The organism is Pseudarthrobacter sp. (genome assembly GCF_036675385.1).
Taxonomy (GTDB): Bacteria; Actinomycetota; Actinomycetes; order Actinomycetales; family Micrococcaceae; genus Arthrobacter.
Window position 1 is genome coordinate 1 of the sequence record NZ_JAKFFD010000154.1, and the last position, 15,200, is coordinate 15,200.

Sequence of the window (15,200 nt, forward strand, 5' to 3'; positions counted from 1 at the left end):
GTGATGGTCAGGCCGCCGCGGAACACCATCTGCTCACGCTCTTTGGGAGTGGCGCCGTAGGCCGGGTTGTTGAGCAGCAGGTGCAGCACATAGTCGCAGAAATAAGGTGCCGTGGAGGCGTACGCGCAGCCCTGGCGTGACGGCGTGACCTTCGGCTCCACGGGGGTGGCCACGGCGGCGTCGTGATCAACCTGCGTGATCTTTCCCTGGTTCAGCATCAGGCCCAGGACCAGGTCGCGACGCTCCTTAGCGTTCTCCGGGTTGGTGATCGGGTCAAAGGCCGCCGGGCTGTTCACCAGGCCAGCCATGAGTGCTGCCTGCGGGAGGGTCAGATCCTTCGCGGTGCTGCTGAAGAAGAATTTAGACGCGGCCTCGATGCCGTAAGCGTCGCGGTTGAAGAAGACGATGTTGAGGTAACCCTCGAGGATCTGCTCCTTGGAGAATTTCTTCTCCAGGGCGATCGCGAGCTTCATTTCGCGAAGCTTGTCTCCCACGCCCTTGTTAACACCGTTGAGCTTGATGTCATCAGTGTTTCCCTCGGCGGCGAGGTTGGCGTTGAGTACGTTGTTCACGTATTGCTGGGTGATGGTGGAGGCACCCTGTTTGTTGCCGCGGGCCGTGCTGACCATGGCGCGGAGGATGCCGGTGGTGTCCACACCGCCATGCTCGTAGAACCGGCTGTCCTCGACAGCGATGATCGCTTCCTTCATGAACGGCGAAATCTGGTCGAGGGCAACCTTGGTCCGGTTTTCCTCGTAGAGGTTCGCGATCAGGCTGCCGTCCGCGGCGAGGATCCGGGTGGACTGGCTGGGCGGGTCCACCTGCAGCTCTGCCGGGAGGGTATCGAAGAACTCGATGGAACCGCTTGCCGCGCTGCCGGAAACGGCCGCAGCCGGAACCAGAAGGCCCGCCACCAGGACACCACAAATTGCGCTCACACCGAGGAAACCAAATATCTTTCCGAGGGTAGTGGCCGTGTCGAAAATGGGGTTCTTACGAGTCACCATGTTTTCCACTTTACCGGCAAGGACTAGTCTTTAGCTCATGACCAAATGGGAGTACGCGACGATTCCGCTCATTATTCACGCCACGAAGCAGATTCTGGACCAGTGGGGAGAGGACGGCTGGGAGCTCGTCCAGGTAATCACCGGACCGGACGGCAACGGCCTGGTTGCCTACCTCAAGAGGGAGAAGCAGTAGCAATGAGCACCCCCGCAGAGACCACGTCCGGCGCGGAAACCGCGCCGATTTCAGCCGTTGAGCAGCGCCTCGCCGAGCTGGGACTGACCCTGCCCGAGGTGGCCGCCCCCGTCGCCGCTTACGTGCCGGCCGTCATCACCGGCAGCCATGTTTACACCTCCGGCCAGCTGCCGTTTATTAACGGCAAACTCGAAGCAACCGGCAAGGTCTCCACCGGCACAGAGGGCGCCTCCGACGAGCCCACCGTGTCCCCGGAGGACGCCAAGGCCTACGCCGCTGTCTGCGCCATCAACGCGCTGGCGGCCATCAAGAGCGTCATCGGCGATCTGGACCGCATCACCCGCATCGTCAAGGTGGTGGGCTTTGTGTCCTCCGATCCTGCCTTCACCGGACAGCCGGGCGTCATCAACGGCGCGTCCGAGCTCCTCGGCCAGGTCTTCGGTGACGCAGGCCAGCACGCCCGCTCCGCCGTCGGCGTGTCTGTTCTTCCGCTCGACTCTCCCGTAGAGGTCGAACTGATCGCTGAATTCAGCTAAGGACCCGGTTCACTCAATTGCCTCAGCTCGCCCGACGCTTGTTTGCCCTTCCTCCGGATCTTGAAGGGGCTGCCCAAAGCTGGCTCGAACACGGCGAGCGGACCCCGCGTGCCGCCCGCTACGCATCGTCCGTCGTGCTTCTGCGGGATTCGCCCACCGGCCTGGAGACGTGGCTGGGGTACCGGCCCGGTTCCTCGCCGCTGGGCGTCCTCGCGTTCCCCGGAGGTTCCCTGGAGGCGTCCGACGACGACGCCGTCGGTTGGCTGGGCCCCTCACCCCAGCATTGGGCCGAGCAGATGGGGACGGACGACGTCGGGCTGGCGCGGCGCCACGTGGTGGGCGCCATCCGCGAACTCTTTGAGGAAGCCGGCGTGCTCCTTGCCGGGCCGGACATGTCCACCACCGTGGAAAACACGTCAACGCAGGACTGGATGCGGGCCCGCGTGGCCGTTGCCGGCCAGGAGAAGACGTTCACGGAGCTCCTCGCCAAGCGGGGACTCTCGCTGCGGACCGACCTGCTGAAGCCGCTCGTCAACTGGCGCAGCCCCGACTTCGCGCACCGCCGCTTCGACACCCGCTATTTCGCCGCCACCGTCCCCATGAACCAGCAGCCCAGCCTGCTGGAGAGCAAGGGCGTCTGGGGCCGCTGGGTGTGCGCCACCAAGGCCATCGCCGCGCGCAGCACCACTGCCCTGGGCGATGAAGTGGGCCAGGAGAACACCGTTGGCCTTACCCTCGGCCAGCTCCTGGTGCCGGGGTCGGAGATCATGCTGGAGAAGATGGCCGCAGCGAACGGCTGCATCGCCTACCTCAGCTACAAACGCAAACCCCACGTGTACCAGGCACGGCTGGTCGAAGAAGAGGGCACGCTCATGCTCGAAGTCGAGGCCGCCAAAACCGTAGCCGGAGACCCCCAGCGCGAGCGCTAGCTCCGCGGATCGCCTGGTTAAGTCCGCCGGAAAGCGGCCCTTCGCCGTCGCTTAGACACAACGCATAGGGGAACCTCCGGTCGCTGAGCGACCTTCGGCGCCCGATGCGCCGCGATGCGCTCCTACGCGAAAGACCGCCGCCCAGCTCGAACGCTCTCTCATTTGATGCAGGTTCTTGGGCAACGCTCTCTCACTTATCGTGCTGCGGAAGCAGGTCGGTCGGTACTGGGGTCTAATCGAGGCGAAGTGCCGTCTTCCGCCGTAGGTGAGTTAACAACAAAAGCCGCTCCGGTTCAGAACCGGAGCGGCTTTTGTTATTTGGCTTAGCGGGAGCGCTGGCGGAGGCGCTGCATGTCGAGGATCACTACGGCACGGGCTTCGAGGCGGAGCCAGCCGCGCTGGACGAACTCTGCCAGGGCCTTGTTGACCGTCTCGCGGGAGGCGCCTACCAGCTGGGCCAGCTCTTCCTGCGTGAGCTCGTGGGCTACCAGGACGCCGTCGGTTGCCGGCCGGCCGAAGCGGTCGGCCAGGTCCAGCAGGGCCTTGGCCACGCGGCCGGGGACGTCGGAGAACACCAGGTCCGAGAGTGAATCGTTGGTGCGGCGCAGCCGACGGGCCAGGGCTTGCAGCAGCTGCGCCGAAACCTCGGGGCGTGTCCGCAGCAGGGCGTTGAGGCTTTCGTTCTTCAGGCCAGCAAGGCGGGTTTCGGAGACAGCCGTGGCCGTGGCCGTGCGGGGGCTGGGGTCAAAGAGTGCCATTTCGCCGAACAGTTCACCCGGGCCGAGGATGGCGAGCAGGGACTCCCTGCCATCGGGGGACGTGCGGCCCAGCTTCACCTTGCCGGAGACGATGAAGTAGAGCTGGTCGCCCTGGTCGCCCTCGCGGAATACCGATGCACCGCGGGAGAGGTCCACCTCGGTCAGCTCGTCCGTCAGCAGGCGGAATGCTTCGTCGTCGAGCGTGGCAAATAGGGGTGCTCGGCGCAGTACCTCGATGTCCATGAAATCTCCTGAATAAAAAGTGTCGGCTGTGGCGCTTTTGCCATTGTTTCAGAATTTTCAAGGTTCTGTGACGTACTTGGCAGCGGAAACGCCGCTGACAGTGTGTAATGCGGGCCCGATCCGGTGCCCGGCCGCGCCCGGGGTGTGAGTTTGACTACTGAACGTGAGGCGAAGCTGGCCCCGATGGGCGGGAGACTGGCGCCCACAGAATAATGTCAGCCTGCGCCACTAGAATTGGGTCTCAACCGTATTAGAGGAGCGCTCAGTGTTTGGCTTGACTGTTCTGGACCTGGCGCTGATCCTTGCCCTGCTGTCTTACCTGATCTATGGCCTGCGCAACGGCTTCCTGGTAACCCTTGGGGGTATCGCCGGCTTTGCCGCGGGCGCCGTGGCTGCCTTCTTTGCCGTTCCACTGGTCAGCAACTTCGTGGAAGACTCCGGCTGGAGGCTGACCGCCATCGTGGCCGCCGCCGTCGTTCTGATGGCTCTGGGCCATGGCCTGGGGACCATGATCGGGCGCAAAATCCGCGGCGCCGTGCGGATCAAGCCGCTGCGTGCTGTGGACCGGCTGGTGGGCGGGGCCGTCAATGTGGTGGTCTCGGCATTGGTCATGTCCATGCTTGCCTTCAGCGTCAGCGCCCTGGGCGTTCCGGTTGTGTCCCAGCAACTGGCCGAGTCCAAAGTCATCCGGTACATCGACGGGCTGACCCCTGTCCCGTTGAAGACCACCATGGCGCAGCTGCGGTCAACGGTGATCGGCAACGGAATCCCCACGCTGCTGGAAGGTCTGGACCAGGGGCAGCCAGTGGCGGTGCCCAATGCCAGCACCGATACTCCGGCACTGAACCGGGCCGCACAGTCAGTCCTGAAAATAGCCGGAACCGCCTACCAATGCGGGCAGAACCAGACCGGCACCGGCTTTGTGGTTTCGCCTGGCCGGGTTGTGACCAATGCCCACGTTGTGGCGGGCGTGTCGCAGCCGGTGGTTGAAATTCCCGACGGCGGCGCAATGCCCGGGCGGGTGGTGTATTTCGACACCAGGCACGACCTCGCCGTTTTGGCCGTTGACGGGTTGCCTTCCGAACCACTCACGCTGACGTCCGACCTACCGAACGGCAGCCCGGCAGCTTTCGCGGGGTACCCTCACGGCGGTCCGTTCCAGTCCAACCCCGCCACGGTCCAGGACATCACCTCGGTTCTGGTGCCCGACATCTACGGCGAAAACCCGGCCCCGGAAGAGATCTACCGCCTCGCCGGCAACGTCCAGCCCGGGAACTCGGGCGGCCCGCTGCTGACCATGGAGGGCCTGGTGGCCGGCGTCATTTTCGCCAAGGCAACCTCGGACACCGAAATGGGTTTCGCGATCACCATGAATGACCTGTTCCCGGTCGCATCCCAGGCCGCAAGCCTCAGCGCTCCTGTCTCCTCCGGGCAGTGCATCCAGAAGTAGCCCGGGCGGCCTGAGCCACAGAGCTTGCGCCCACAGCGCCGGGCTACAGCGCCTCGGCCAGGTAATCGATGGCGAGCTTGTAGCCGAACACGCCCGCTCCCACGATCACCGCGGCGCACACCGGGGACAGGAACGAGTGGTGCCGGAATTCCTCACGCTGGTGCACGTTGGTGATGTGGACCTCGACGGCGGGAAGCTGCACCGCTGCCAGGGCGTCGCGCAGGGCCACGGAAGTGTGGGTGAAGGCGCCGGCGTTCAGCACAATCCCGACGGCGGTGCCGCGGGCTGCGTGGATGACGTCCAGGAGCACGCCCTCATGGTTGGACTGGACGCACTCCACTGTGAAGCCGTGGGCCTGCGCCGCAGTGGCTGCCAGTTGCTCCACGTCCGCGAGAGTGGAGGTGCCGTACTTCTCCGGCTCACGGGTGCCCAGCAGGTTGAGGTTGGGGCCGTTGATCACAAGGATCGTGCCGCGCCCGGCAGCGGAGGCAGATGCGGAGTCAGGGGAGGAAACGTCAGTCATGGCTCCAATCTACCCGCCGGATTCTGCACCATCATTCGGCCCGGGCCATTCGACCAGGCCGGATTTCCGGCGGCCGTGGACCGTGGCAGCTGAATGATGGTGCAGGATCCGTCGCAAGGGACACGTGTCAAGCCACCGCCGGGCCTCACCGCATATATCGGGCTTTCAGGATTTGGAGAAAGTTGCGGCGACTTTCACGTTCTTGCCCTGCTGCGAGAGGGCATGCTGGCGGCTTGTCGATGCCGGGCGACTGCGTCGGTGTTTCCGCATCGGGCGCTGCAGTAGCGCTGTCTGCCGGCCTTGGAGTTGTCGATGAACGCCTTGACGCATGCCGGCCGGGCGCAGGTGCCGATCCGGTGCCCGCCACTCCAGGCGACGAACAATGCCAGGCCGCCGGCCGTGACGGCCTTGACCCGGGACATGATGTCATCGCCCTCCGGGAAGAGGTGCAAATGGGGACGGGAAGCGTCATGGGTGGTCAGCGAGATCCTCCCCGCGGAGCGTTCGAGGAGCGCGTTGATGGAACGGCATCGCTCATCAATGGTTTCGGCTGCGAATGCCAATGCCAGTTCAGTTGCCCAACGTCGAAGGCCATGATCCGCATCAGCACCCAGCCGCGGTTCCCGAATGCTGAAATCCCGCAGCACAGCCTCAAGGTCGTCTCCTGCCCGGGCGTTTACCAGGGCAGCGGCCAGTTGGGCTCCCACCTGATTTTCGTGACTGTATCCCACCCCCAAAGTGTAATGGTTGAACGGCATCAACCCATTACTGGATGCTGGTTCCATGCATGAACATATCTGGCAAGTCCTCTCTCGGCACGCCACGTCCACCGGAACCGTTACTTACTCCCACTGCCCCTGCGGCGCCCACACCATGTTTCTCAAGGACGGCACCGAGAACCTCCTCGCCGCCGTCGTAGGACGATGAACAGCAGTTGGCGCCGCGCCGGGGAGAACACGCGGATCGCGTGTGAAGATTTGTCGCACTACCTGACGCCTGGCCTGAACGGTCAGGCTCTGCGCGTCAGCCCATATTTTTCGGGTGGTGCCTGCATGGGGAGGGTGCGCCAGGTACTGCCGGATATCTGGACGGTGAGGTGTTCCCCGACGATCATGACTTCGGTTGGGGTGGTGGCGAAAGGGTCGAGCCCGTTGGCGTAGAGCCAGTTCAGGGACTGGCCGTGCAGGTCACTGCCTTGGGGGTAGTCGCGCAGGTCAATCGAGGGAAGACGCATGGGGGCCTCTTTGTGGTGGGGGAGTGGTGCGATACGAAGCCAGATTCCCGTCCGGCTCAGGGACGGGAATCTGGCCCCTCACGGGGAAGTAGCGTCGTCTAAGGACCGACGCTAAGCCTCGACTTCCGTCGCCTTCAGCAGCAAGGCGTGCTCGGGGTTGAGGATGGGCATCGGCAGGCCCACTTCGGCCAGGAAACGGCCACCGGCCACCGCCCCGTCCGCCAGCCAGGCCGGCGGCTGGACCTGGGTGAATGTGTGGGAATAGTCGGCGTCTCCGGGCGCCGGGAAGATGGCTTCCACCCGGTAGTCCCGGTCCGGTTCCAGACCGGGGATGGTGATCCGTCCGGTCTGTTCCGCGAACGCGGTGCCCGTGCTGACCAGGGCGAACAGCGCCGCCGTCGTGCCCGGGAGATCGGTGCCCTGCGAGGCACCACTGGGAGCAACCACGCCGTGGAGCATCAGGGAATCGTCGGGGACGTCCGCGCGGACCATGCGCCCGGAGTGGATCAGGCCGCGGTGTTCCTTGTAGATCCCGATGAAGCGTTTGAGTTCCTCGCGTTCGGCGCCCTGGACTTCACGGACATCCCACTCCATGCCGAAGTGGCCGAAGAGCGCGGTGATGGCGCGGAAGGACAGGTCGTGCGTGCGGGCTGTGGTGTGCGAGGTGGTGGGGCCAACGTGACCGCCCACGAGCTCCGGCGGGACCACCAGCCCGGTCCAGCGCTGGATGGTCTGCCGTTCGAGGGCGTCGTTGCAGTCCGAGGCCCAGATCCGGTCGGTGCGTTCCAGGATGCCCAGGTCCACGCGGGCGCCGCCGGAGGAGCAGCTTTCAATCTCGACGCCGGGGTGGGACTTCTTGAGTTCGTCGAAGAGCCTGTAGGCGGCCAGGGTCTGTTCGTGGACCGAGGAGCGGCCGGCGTGGCCGTGCTCGAGCTGGTCCCGGTTCTGGTCCCACTTGAGGTAGCTGATGTTGTTCTCGCGCAGCAGGGCGTCGACGCGGTCGAAAATGTACTGCCACGCGTCAGGGTTGACGAGGTCGATCACATGCTGGTTCCGCCACTCGAGCGGCAGGCGGCCGCCGTCCTTGTAGCTCTGGACGGACGGACCGACAATCCATTCAGGGTGCGCGCGGACAATATCGGAGTCCAGGTTGACCATTTCCGGTTCCACCCAGAGCCCGAACTCCATCCCGCGGGAGGTCACGGCGTCGATCAAGGGCGTGAGGCCGTCGGGCCAGAGTGATTCGTCGACGTACCAGTCGCCCAGGCCGGCGTGGTCGTCGCGGCGGCCGCGGAACCAGCCGTCGTCGAGCACAAACCGCTCCACGCCCAGTTCGGCGGCGGAATCAGCCAGCTCGATCAGGGTGGACAGGTTGTGGTCGAAGTAGACCGCTTCCCAGGTGTTCAGCACCACGGGGCGGGGCTTGCCTGGAGCGGTAGCCGTACCGGCTGCGGGGAGCACATGGTGGGGGCGGGACCGGAACCAGCTGTAGAAGGCCTCGCTGATGCCGTCCAGGCCGCGGTCCGAGTATGCGGCAAAGAGCGCCGGGGTGGTGTAGCTGGCGCCGGGTGCGAGGATGACCTCGGCCGGGCCCAGGAGCTCGGAGCCGCCGATCATGGTGCGGCCGTCGCCGATGCTGTCGGCGAACTGTTCGTGGTTGCCGCTCCAGGCCAGGTGCGTGGCCCAGACCTTCCCGTGGCGGTTGCCGAAGCCGGCGGTGCCGGCGGCGAAGAGCAGCGATGAATCGTGTCCCGTGCGGCCGTGCCGGCCGGTGCGGACCCAGGTGCCCTGCTGGATGGGGCGGCGCTGCGGGTGGCGTTCCCGGCACCAGCGCCCGGTCAGGTCAAGGAGTTCGACGGCGTCCGGCGCCACCGGGAGGACGGTGGCCAGCTCGTCGAGCTGGTAGGGCGTGGCGCCGTCGTTGGTGAGGGTGTGGCGCAGCTCCAGCAGGCCGCCGTCGTGCAGTGTCAGTGAAGACGAGACCGTGAGGCCGGCTTCGGGATCGGCCTGGACGATGACGGCGGAGTTGCCCTCGGTGCGCGCTGTCACGACGCGGAGGCGGGCCGAGAAGTCAAGGCCGGAGACGCCGTCGGCGATGCGGTGGCCACGGAGGGCGGGACGGCCGCGCCAGCTGGAGGATGCCTGCGGCAGGAGGCCGGCGGGCACGTTGGCGTCGATGGCGGAGTGGGGGATCGGTTCGCCGAGAATGGCGAGGTCCGGGAGGGCGGCGTCACCCAGATCGGCGCCCCAATGGATAATCTCGGCCTCCCCGCTGTTGAAGCTGATCACCAGGCTGGTGCCGGCGGTACGGAGGTGGAGCGGGTCCATAAGATGCTGTCCTTCTACGGGGGTGTGAGTAAGAATACGAGGCTGCGCGCCGCGGGAACAAGGTGTCCGCGGCGCGCAGTCGGTCAAGCTGGTGCCTACTTGAAGAGGGCGTTGACCTGTTCGTTGGCCTGGGTCAGGGAGCTGGCCGGGGCCTTGCCGGACACTACTGCGTCCATGGCGGGCTCCATGATGCCCTTGACCTTGGCGGTGTTGTCCGTGATCGGGTACAGGAAGGTTGTCTTGTTCTTGACGTGCTCAGTGAACGCGGTGACGTCCACACCCTTGGCCTTGAAGGCTTCGGCAGCCTTGTCGGAGGAGGCCTTCAGCGCGGGGAAGACAACGGCCTTCGAAGCCACAACGTCCTGGCAGTCGGCCGAGGCGAGGTACTCAACCCACTTGATCGAGGCGTCCTTCTTCTTGGTTCCGGCCCAGATCGAGTCGGCCAGGCCGTTGAACATGGAGGCACGCTTGCCTTCGGGGCCCACCGGCGTGGGGGCGATGCCCACCTTGATGCCCTGGTAGCCGGTGTACTGGCCGGTCATCCACGAACCGTGGGCGTTGATGGCGGACTTACCGGCCGCGAACGTGTCGGCCATGCTGGCGCCGACGGTGGTCTCCAGCTTGGGCATGTAGCCCTTTTCCACGAGTCCGGCGAACCAGTCCATGCTTTCCTGGAACTTGGGGTCGTCGTAGTTGTAGTGCGTGCCCCACGGGTTCTTGTCCGTGTGGGACCAGCCGGTGGTGTTAGTGAGGTAGCTCCACTCCGTCTGCCCGGAGGAGTCGCCGCCGCCGTTGAGGCCAAGGCCATAGACGGCGACGTTGTTCTTGTCGAAGCCGGCCTCGTCGCCGCGCTTGCCGTTCTTGTCAACGCTCAGGTGGGCGATGACCTGTTCGTACGTGCCGCCGTCCTGCGGGTTCCAGGTGAGGTTCTTCATCTGCTCTTCGGTGACGCCGCCGCTGGTGAGCATGGCCTCGTTGTAGAACAGGCCGATGGTGTCCCAGTCTTTCGGCAGGCCGTAGCGCTTGCCGTCCTGGCCAACCCAGAGGTCTGCGAGGCCCTCGTTGTACTGGGTCAGGTCGATGTTGTCCTTCTTGACGGCGTCGTCGATGGCCAGCAGCTGCTTGTTCTCTGCGAGTTCGCCGTAGCGTCCGAGGTGGTTGGTGAAAACGTCCGGGGCCGTGCCGCCGACAAAGCCGTTGGTCAGCGTGCTCCAGTAGTCGTCCCACCCGCGCTGGGTGATCTTGACCGAGATGTCCGGGTTGGCCTTTGCGAAGTCGTCGGCACACTGCTGGTAGGCGGGCAACTGGTTGGCGTCCCACAGCCAGTAGTTGATCTCGCCCTTGGCTGACTCTGCCGAGGAGGATGAGCCTCCGCCACAGGCGGACAGGGACAGTGCCATAACTGCGGCGACGGCGACGGCGCCGAGGGATTTCTTCATGGTTCTACTTTCCGTTTGGGAGTTGGGGAGTGGGGTTTTTGGGGGTTTACTTGATGCCGGAGAAGCCGATGGAGTTGACGATCTTCTTGCCGAAGGCAGCGAAGAGGATCAGGACGGGCAGGGCCGAAACCAGGGTCGCGGCCATCAGGCCGGACCAGTCCGGGGAACCCTGGGGTGCCTGGGATTTGAAGACTCCGAGGCCCACCTGCAGGACGCGCACATCGTCCTGGGACCCGACGAGCAGCGGCCAGAAGTATTCATTCCACTGGCCGATGAACGTGAGCAGGGCAAGGGTGGCGATGGGTGCTGCGGCGTTGGGAAGCACGATCTGGAAGAAGATGCGGAGGTGCTTGGCGCCGTCGAGCATGGCTGCCTCTTCGACCTCGCGGGACATGTTCAGGAAGAACTGGCGGAGGAAGAAGATGGCGAACGGCGTCATAAAGACATACGGCAGGACCATGCCGAGCATTGTGTTGAGCAGGTCCAGGTTTTTGATCAGCAGGAAGTTGGGCAGTGCTGTGAAGATCGGCGGGACCAGCATGGTGCCCAGGAACAGGCTGAACACCGCGTTCCGGCCCTTCCAGCGCAGCCGGGCAAAGGCGTAGGCGGCCATGGCGCTGAAGAACACGGCCCCGGCGGTGGTGATGGACGAGAAGATGATGGAGTTCTTCAGGTACAGCCAGAAATCGATGGTGGCACCGGAACCGCCCTCGGCGATGGCGTCCGCGGGGCTCTGCAGCCCGAACACCCGCATGAAGGCACCGAACGTGAAATCGGCGGGAAGCAGGCTGGCCGAGTTGGCGGCCAGTGCCGCGTTGGTGGACAGCGCCGTCCGCAGCACCCAAAGGAACGGGAGGACAGAGACGGCGATGGCGAGGACCAGGAGGGCCCAGGCACCTGCGCGGCGGGTGTTGAACGGACGACGGCGGCGGGCCGGGGCCTGCTGCGGTGCGCGGCTGGTGGTGGATGTCATGGGGGACTCCTTAGTCCAGGTCCGACTCGTTGCCCTTGAGGAACTTCATCTGGATGAAGGCCACCAGGGCGAGGATGAGGAAGAGAATGACGGCGATGGCGGATCCGTAACCGAAGTCCGACTCGGTGAAGGCCCGCTGGTAGATGTAGTACTGGATCACGCGGGTGGCGTTCACCGGTCCGCCCTGGGTGGTGACGGCCACGGTGTCGAAGACCTGGAAGGATCCGATCACGGTCACCACGAGTACCAGCACCAGGACCGGGCGGAGCAGCGGAATGGTGATCTTGCGGAAGGTCTGGAACGCTGAGGCGCCGTCGAGTTTTGCGACCTCATAGATGTTGCCGGGGATGGCCTGCAGGCCGGCAAAGATGAGCAGCGCGGTGTAGCCCATGTGCCGCCAGGTGTTGATGACTGCCTGGGTGGGGATGGCCCACTCTTCGCTGCCGAAGAACGCGACGCGGGGGAGGCCGGCCCATTCGATGAACTGGTTGACCACGCCGATCTGATAATCGAGCATCCAGAACCAGAGCAGCGCCGCGATGACGTTGGACATCAGGTAGGGCAGGAGCAGGGCGCCGCGGATGAGCGTGGACTTGGCGACCTGGTGCATCAGGAGGGCCAGTCCCAGTGCCAGGGCTGTCTGGAGGACGATGTTGATGAGGACGTACTGGCCGGTGACGGCCAGGGAATTCCAGAACAGCGGGTCCTTGGCGATCGCCGTGTAGTTGTCCATCCCCACCCAGGTCGGGTCTCCGAGGATGTTGTACTCCGTGAAGCTCAGGTACACGCCGCGGATGGTTGGGACAACGTAGAAGAAGATGAACCCGATCATTGCCGGGGCGATGAAGAACAGGGCGATCTTGAGGTCGCCGAGCCGGCGGTAACCGCCGCGCGGCTTGGGTGCTCCGGTCTGGGGCGGGGCGGATTTCGCGTTTTTGGCAAGGGTGGTCATCGTCGACCCTTTCCTGACTGTGATGTGGATAACAACTGCTGAGAAATCTACACGAGTAGATCTCGAGTGGCAAGTGTTAGTTTTTCTTTTATTTCCAGAGGGATTATCCAGTCGCTAGGGCATTGACTCGAGTAGATTCGAATGAAACACTGAAATCCTGATGGACAGCGCTTGCCGGCGCTCCGTCACAGCACCCAGGGAAGGCAAACAATGACGTTTTCAATCGGCGTAGTAGGAGTTGGCCAGTTCGGCGGCCAGTTCGCGCACCTCTTCAATCTCCACCCCGGCGTCAGCGACGTCTATGTGGTGGACGAGCTTCCGGAACGCGCGGCCGAGGCCGTGGACCGGTACCATCTGGCGGGGTCCGAGGCGAGCTTTGAGGACCTCCTCGCCTCCGACGTCGACGCCGTGGCCATCTTCACGCAGCGCTGGACGCACGGTCCGCTGGTGGAGCAGGCGCTCCGCGCCGGCAAACACGTCTATTCAGCCGTCCCCATGGCCATCTCCGAGGAAGAAATCGCCCGGATTATCGACGCCGTCCGTGAAACCGGCCTGGTCTACATGATGGGGGAGACCAGTTACTACAACCCGGCCACCGTCTACGCACGCAAGCAGTATGCGGCCGGCCGCTTCGGGCGGATCTTCTACACCGAAGGAGACTACGTCCACGACATGGACCTGGGCTTTTACGATGCCTACCAGTACAGCGGCGGTGATCGCTGGAAGGAAACCGCCAGCTACCCGCCGATGCTGTACCCGACGCACGCTGTTGGGGGAGTCCTCGGCGCCGTCCCCGCGCACGCCGTCAGCGTCAGCTGCGTCGGAGTCAAGGATGACCGCAACGACGGCGTCTTCGACAAGGAAGTCAGCATGTTCGGCAACGACTTCTCGAACGCCACGGCCCTCTTTGAACTCAACGACGGCGGCGTTATGCGCACCAATGAGATGCGCCGCGTGGGCTACCCATCACACATCAGGGAGTCCCGGTTCAGGTTCTTCGGGACGGAGGCCAGCTTTGAACAGCTTGCAAAAGTCACGGTCTGGCAGGACAAGGAAAACGTCCAAGACATTTCCGAGCAGTTCGAAACCCGGCCCAGTATGTCCCTCGATGACCCGTCACTGGCCAACGTTGCGCCGGAACTGAGGGACGCCTTCGTGTCCGGACTCTCGCCGGTCCATGACGCTGATCGGCTGCCGGAGGAGTTCCGTGGCGCACCGAACGGCCACGAGGGAAGCCACCATTTCCTCGTGGATGACTTCGTGACCGCGGTCAACACCGGCACCCTGCCGCCGGTCAACGCCTGGGTTGCCGCCCGGTTCACGCTGCCCGGCATCGTGGCGCACCAGTCCGCCCTCCGCGGCGGAGAGCGGCTGCCTATCCGCGACTTCGGCGACGCGCCGGGGATCTGATAGCTAGCATGTACACCATGACGACTCCCGCATTGCAGGCCCCACGCGGCCCGGTGACCCGCAAGGATGTTGCCCGGTACGCGGGCGTCAGCACCGCCGTCGTCAGCTATGTAGTTAACGGCGGGCCCAAGAGAGTGGCGCCGGCCACGGAAGCGAAGGTCCAGGACGCCATCCGCCGGCTGGGGTACCGTCCGAACGCTGCCGCGCGGGCCCTGAAGCTGGGATCCAGCGAAACAATAGGGCTGGTTATTCCGGACAACAGCAACCCTTTCTTCTCGCTGCTGGCACACGCTGTGGAAGATGCTGCCGCTGAACTGGGCTACGCCCTGCTGCTTACCAACTCGGATGGAAACCTCGCGAAGGAACTCCGGCACGTCCGCAACCTTGCGGCACGCCAGGTGGACGGCGTCATACTGTCCAGTGTCTTGATGGAACCGGGCCTGACGGACCTTGAATCGGCGGAGATACCTGTTGTTCTCCTGAACCACAGTGCCGATGCGCCCGGATTTAATAGCGTTGGCGTGGATCTGGTGGCGGGCGCAAAATCAGCCGTTGAACACTTGATCGGCCACGGACACACCAGTATCGCCCTTGCCATGGGTACAAACACCGGCAACTATTATGACGGCCGTGAAGAGGGCTGGCTGCAGGCTCTGGCGGGGGCAGGCCTGCCTGAAGGCCCCATTGTTCGTACCGCCTTCACCCGGGAAGGCGGCTACGCCGCAGGAAAACGCCTCCTGGCCTCCGCGAGCCGCCCGACGGCCATCTTTGCCACCTCTGACCTGCAGGCTGTCGGTATCCTCCGGGCACTCCATGAGGCGGGACTGTCGATCCCCAACGACATCGCCCTGGCGTCCTTCGACGGCTCAGCTGAAGCTGAGTACAGCTGGCCTCCCCTCACAACAGTGAAACAGCCGGCAAAGGCAATGGCGGAGGCCGCTGTCAGCGCCCTAATAGGCGCCCATCGCGGCCACGAATCGGAACATCTCATCTTTCCTGCCGAGTTGCAGATCCGGCAGTCCTGCGGCTGCCCCTAGGCTGCAGCGATCCGGATCTTGCCCACCCGCTCGCCGAGGATGCGCTGGGCTTCGGGGCCCAACCGGGCGTCGCTGATGACCTCATCTGCGGCGTCCAGCGGGGCAATCGTGCTGATGCCCAGGAGCCCCCACTTGGTGTGGTCGGCGAGGACCACGGTTTTCCGGGCGGCTGCGACGAACGCCCGGTC

16 protein-coding genes and 1 pseudogene are annotated in these 15,200 nt (G+C 64.6%); 7 read left to right on the forward strand and 10 right to left on the reverse strand.

The annotated features are described in order from the left end of the window. On the reverse strand, window positions 1-1,007 hold a 1,007-nt coding region (locus tag V6M49_RS12325), incomplete at its 3' end, for a transglycosylase domain-containing protein (RefSeq protein ID WP_332761269.1). Between the two features lie 37 nt (window positions 1,008-1,044). Here V6M49_RS12325 and V6M49_RS12330 point away from each other — a divergent pair. From V6M49_RS12330 to V6M49_RS12340, 3 genes are read left to right on the forward strand one after another with little or no spacing between them, the layout of a single operon-like run. Further along, window positions 1,045-1,200 (forward strand): DUF4177 domain-containing protein, encoded by a 156-nt coding sequence (locus V6M49_RS12330; protein WP_099093395.1) that lies wholly within the window; start codon window positions 1,045-1,047, stop codon window positions 1,198-1,200. Between the two features lie 2 nt (window positions 1,201-1,202). Continuing rightward, window positions 1,203-1,736: a RidA family protein gene (locus V6M49_RS12335; protein WP_058931305.1), complete on the forward strand. Its 534-nt coding sequence runs from the start codon at window positions 1,203-1,205 to the stop codon at window positions 1,734-1,736. Window positions 1,737-1,753: 17 nt separating this feature from the next. Next, entirely contained in the window at window positions 1,754-2,665 is a 912-nt protein-coding gene (locus V6M49_RS12340; RefSeq protein ID WP_141141600.1) for an NUDIX hydrolase, read from the forward strand. 323 nt (window positions 2,666-2,988) lie between these two features. Here V6M49_RS12340 and V6M49_RS12345 read toward each other — a convergent pair whose 3' ends face one another. Beyond that, complete coding sequence (locus V6M49_RS12345; RefSeq protein WP_011693220.1) at window positions 2,989-3,666, reverse strand: Crp/Fnr family transcriptional regulator; 678 nt, start codon at window positions 3,664-3,666, stop codon at window positions 2,989-2,991. A 265-nt stretch (window positions 3,667-3,931) separates the two neighbouring features. On the opposite strand from V6M49_RS12345, the gene V6M49_RS12350 reads away from it, so the two are divergent. Continuing rightward, complete coding sequence (locus V6M49_RS12350; protein ID WP_141141599.1) at window positions 3,932-5,116, forward strand: MarP family serine protease; 1,185 nt, start codon at window positions 3,932-3,934, stop codon at window positions 5,114-5,116. A 43-nt stretch (window positions 5,117-5,159) separates the two neighbouring features. Here the strand turns inward: V6M49_RS12350 and aroQ are convergent, their stop codons facing one another. Further along, on the reverse strand, window positions 5,160-5,639 hold the full coding sequence (gene aroQ, locus V6M49_RS12355; protein WP_141141598.1) for a type II 3-dehydroquinate dehydratase: 480 nt from the start codon (window positions 5,637-5,639) through the stop codon (window positions 5,160-5,162). Window positions 5,640-5,833: 194 nt separating this feature from the next. Beyond that, window positions 5,834-6,424, reverse strand: coding sequence for a CGNR zinc finger domain-containing protein (locus V6M49_RS12360; protein ID WP_332761270.1), 591 nt, complete (start codon window positions 6,422-6,424; stop codon window positions 5,834-5,836). Between V6M49_RS12360 and V6M49_RS12365 the strand changes: the two genes are divergently transcribed. Then, complete coding sequence (locus V6M49_RS12365; protein WP_168223591.1) at window positions 6,423-6,566, forward strand: hypothetical protein; 144 nt, start codon at window positions 6,423-6,425, stop codon at window positions 6,564-6,566. The genes V6M49_RS12360 and V6M49_RS12365 overlap by 2 nt on opposite strands. Before the next feature lie 82 nt (window positions 6,567-6,648). On the opposite strand, the gene V6M49_RS12370 is transcribed toward V6M49_RS12365, so the two are convergent. The 5 genes from V6M49_RS12370 to V6M49_RS12390 all read right to left on the reverse strand — a co-directional run bounded on the left by V6M49_RS12370 (window position 6,649) and on the right by V6M49_RS12390 (window position 12,565). After that, window positions 6,649-6,873, reverse strand: a complete 225-nt coding sequence (locus V6M49_RS12370) for a hypothetical protein (RefSeq protein ID WP_332761271.1) — start codon at window positions 6,871-6,873, stop codon at window positions 6,649-6,651. A 111-nt stretch (window positions 6,874-6,984) separates the two neighbouring features. Then, window positions 6,985-9,201, reverse strand: a complete 2,217-nt coding sequence (locus V6M49_RS12375) for an alpha-galactosidase (protein ID WP_332761272.1) — start codon at window positions 9,199-9,201, stop codon at window positions 6,985-6,987. A gap of 95 nt (window positions 9,202-9,296) precedes the next feature. Further along, window positions 9,297-10,640: an ABC transporter substrate-binding protein gene (locus tag V6M49_RS12380; protein WP_332761273.1), complete on the reverse strand. Its 1,344-nt coding sequence runs from the start codon at window positions 10,638-10,640 to the stop codon at window positions 9,297-9,299. A 46-nt stretch (window positions 10,641-10,686) separates the two neighbouring features. Then, the gene (locus V6M49_RS12385) at window positions 10,687-11,613 is read right to left on the reverse strand and encodes a carbohydrate ABC transporter permease (protein ID WP_332761274.1); all 927 of its coding nucleotides are present in this window, start codon (window positions 11,611-11,613) and stop codon (window positions 10,687-10,689) included. A 10-nt stretch (window positions 11,614-11,623) separates the two neighbouring features. Continuing rightward, a complete protein-coding gene (locus V6M49_RS12390; protein ID WP_332761275.1) occupies window positions 11,624-12,565 on the reverse strand; it encodes a carbohydrate ABC transporter permease in 942 nt (313 codons plus the stop codon). Window positions 12,566-12,775: 210 nt separating this feature from the next. Here V6M49_RS12390 and V6M49_RS12395 point away from each other — a divergent pair, with 210 nt between their 5' ends. Both V6M49_RS12395 and V6M49_RS12400 read left to right on the forward strand, forming a co-directional pair. Beyond that, window positions 12,776-13,975, forward strand: coding sequence for a Gfo/Idh/MocA family protein (locus V6M49_RS12395; RefSeq protein WP_332761276.1), 1,200 nt, complete (start codon window positions 12,776-12,778; stop codon window positions 13,973-13,975). A gap of 17 nt (window positions 13,976-13,992) precedes the next feature. Next, entirely contained in the window at window positions 13,993-15,012 is a 1,020-nt protein-coding gene (locus V6M49_RS12400; protein WP_252600331.1) for a LacI family DNA-binding transcriptional regulator, read from the forward strand. Here V6M49_RS12400 and V6M49_RS12405 read toward each other — a convergent pair. Then, a pseudogene (locus V6M49_RS12405) lies at window positions 15,009-15,200 on the reverse strand (DeoR family transcriptional regulator); the annotation flags it as partial. The gene V6M49_RS12400 and the pseudogene V6M49_RS12405 overlap by 4 nt on opposite strands.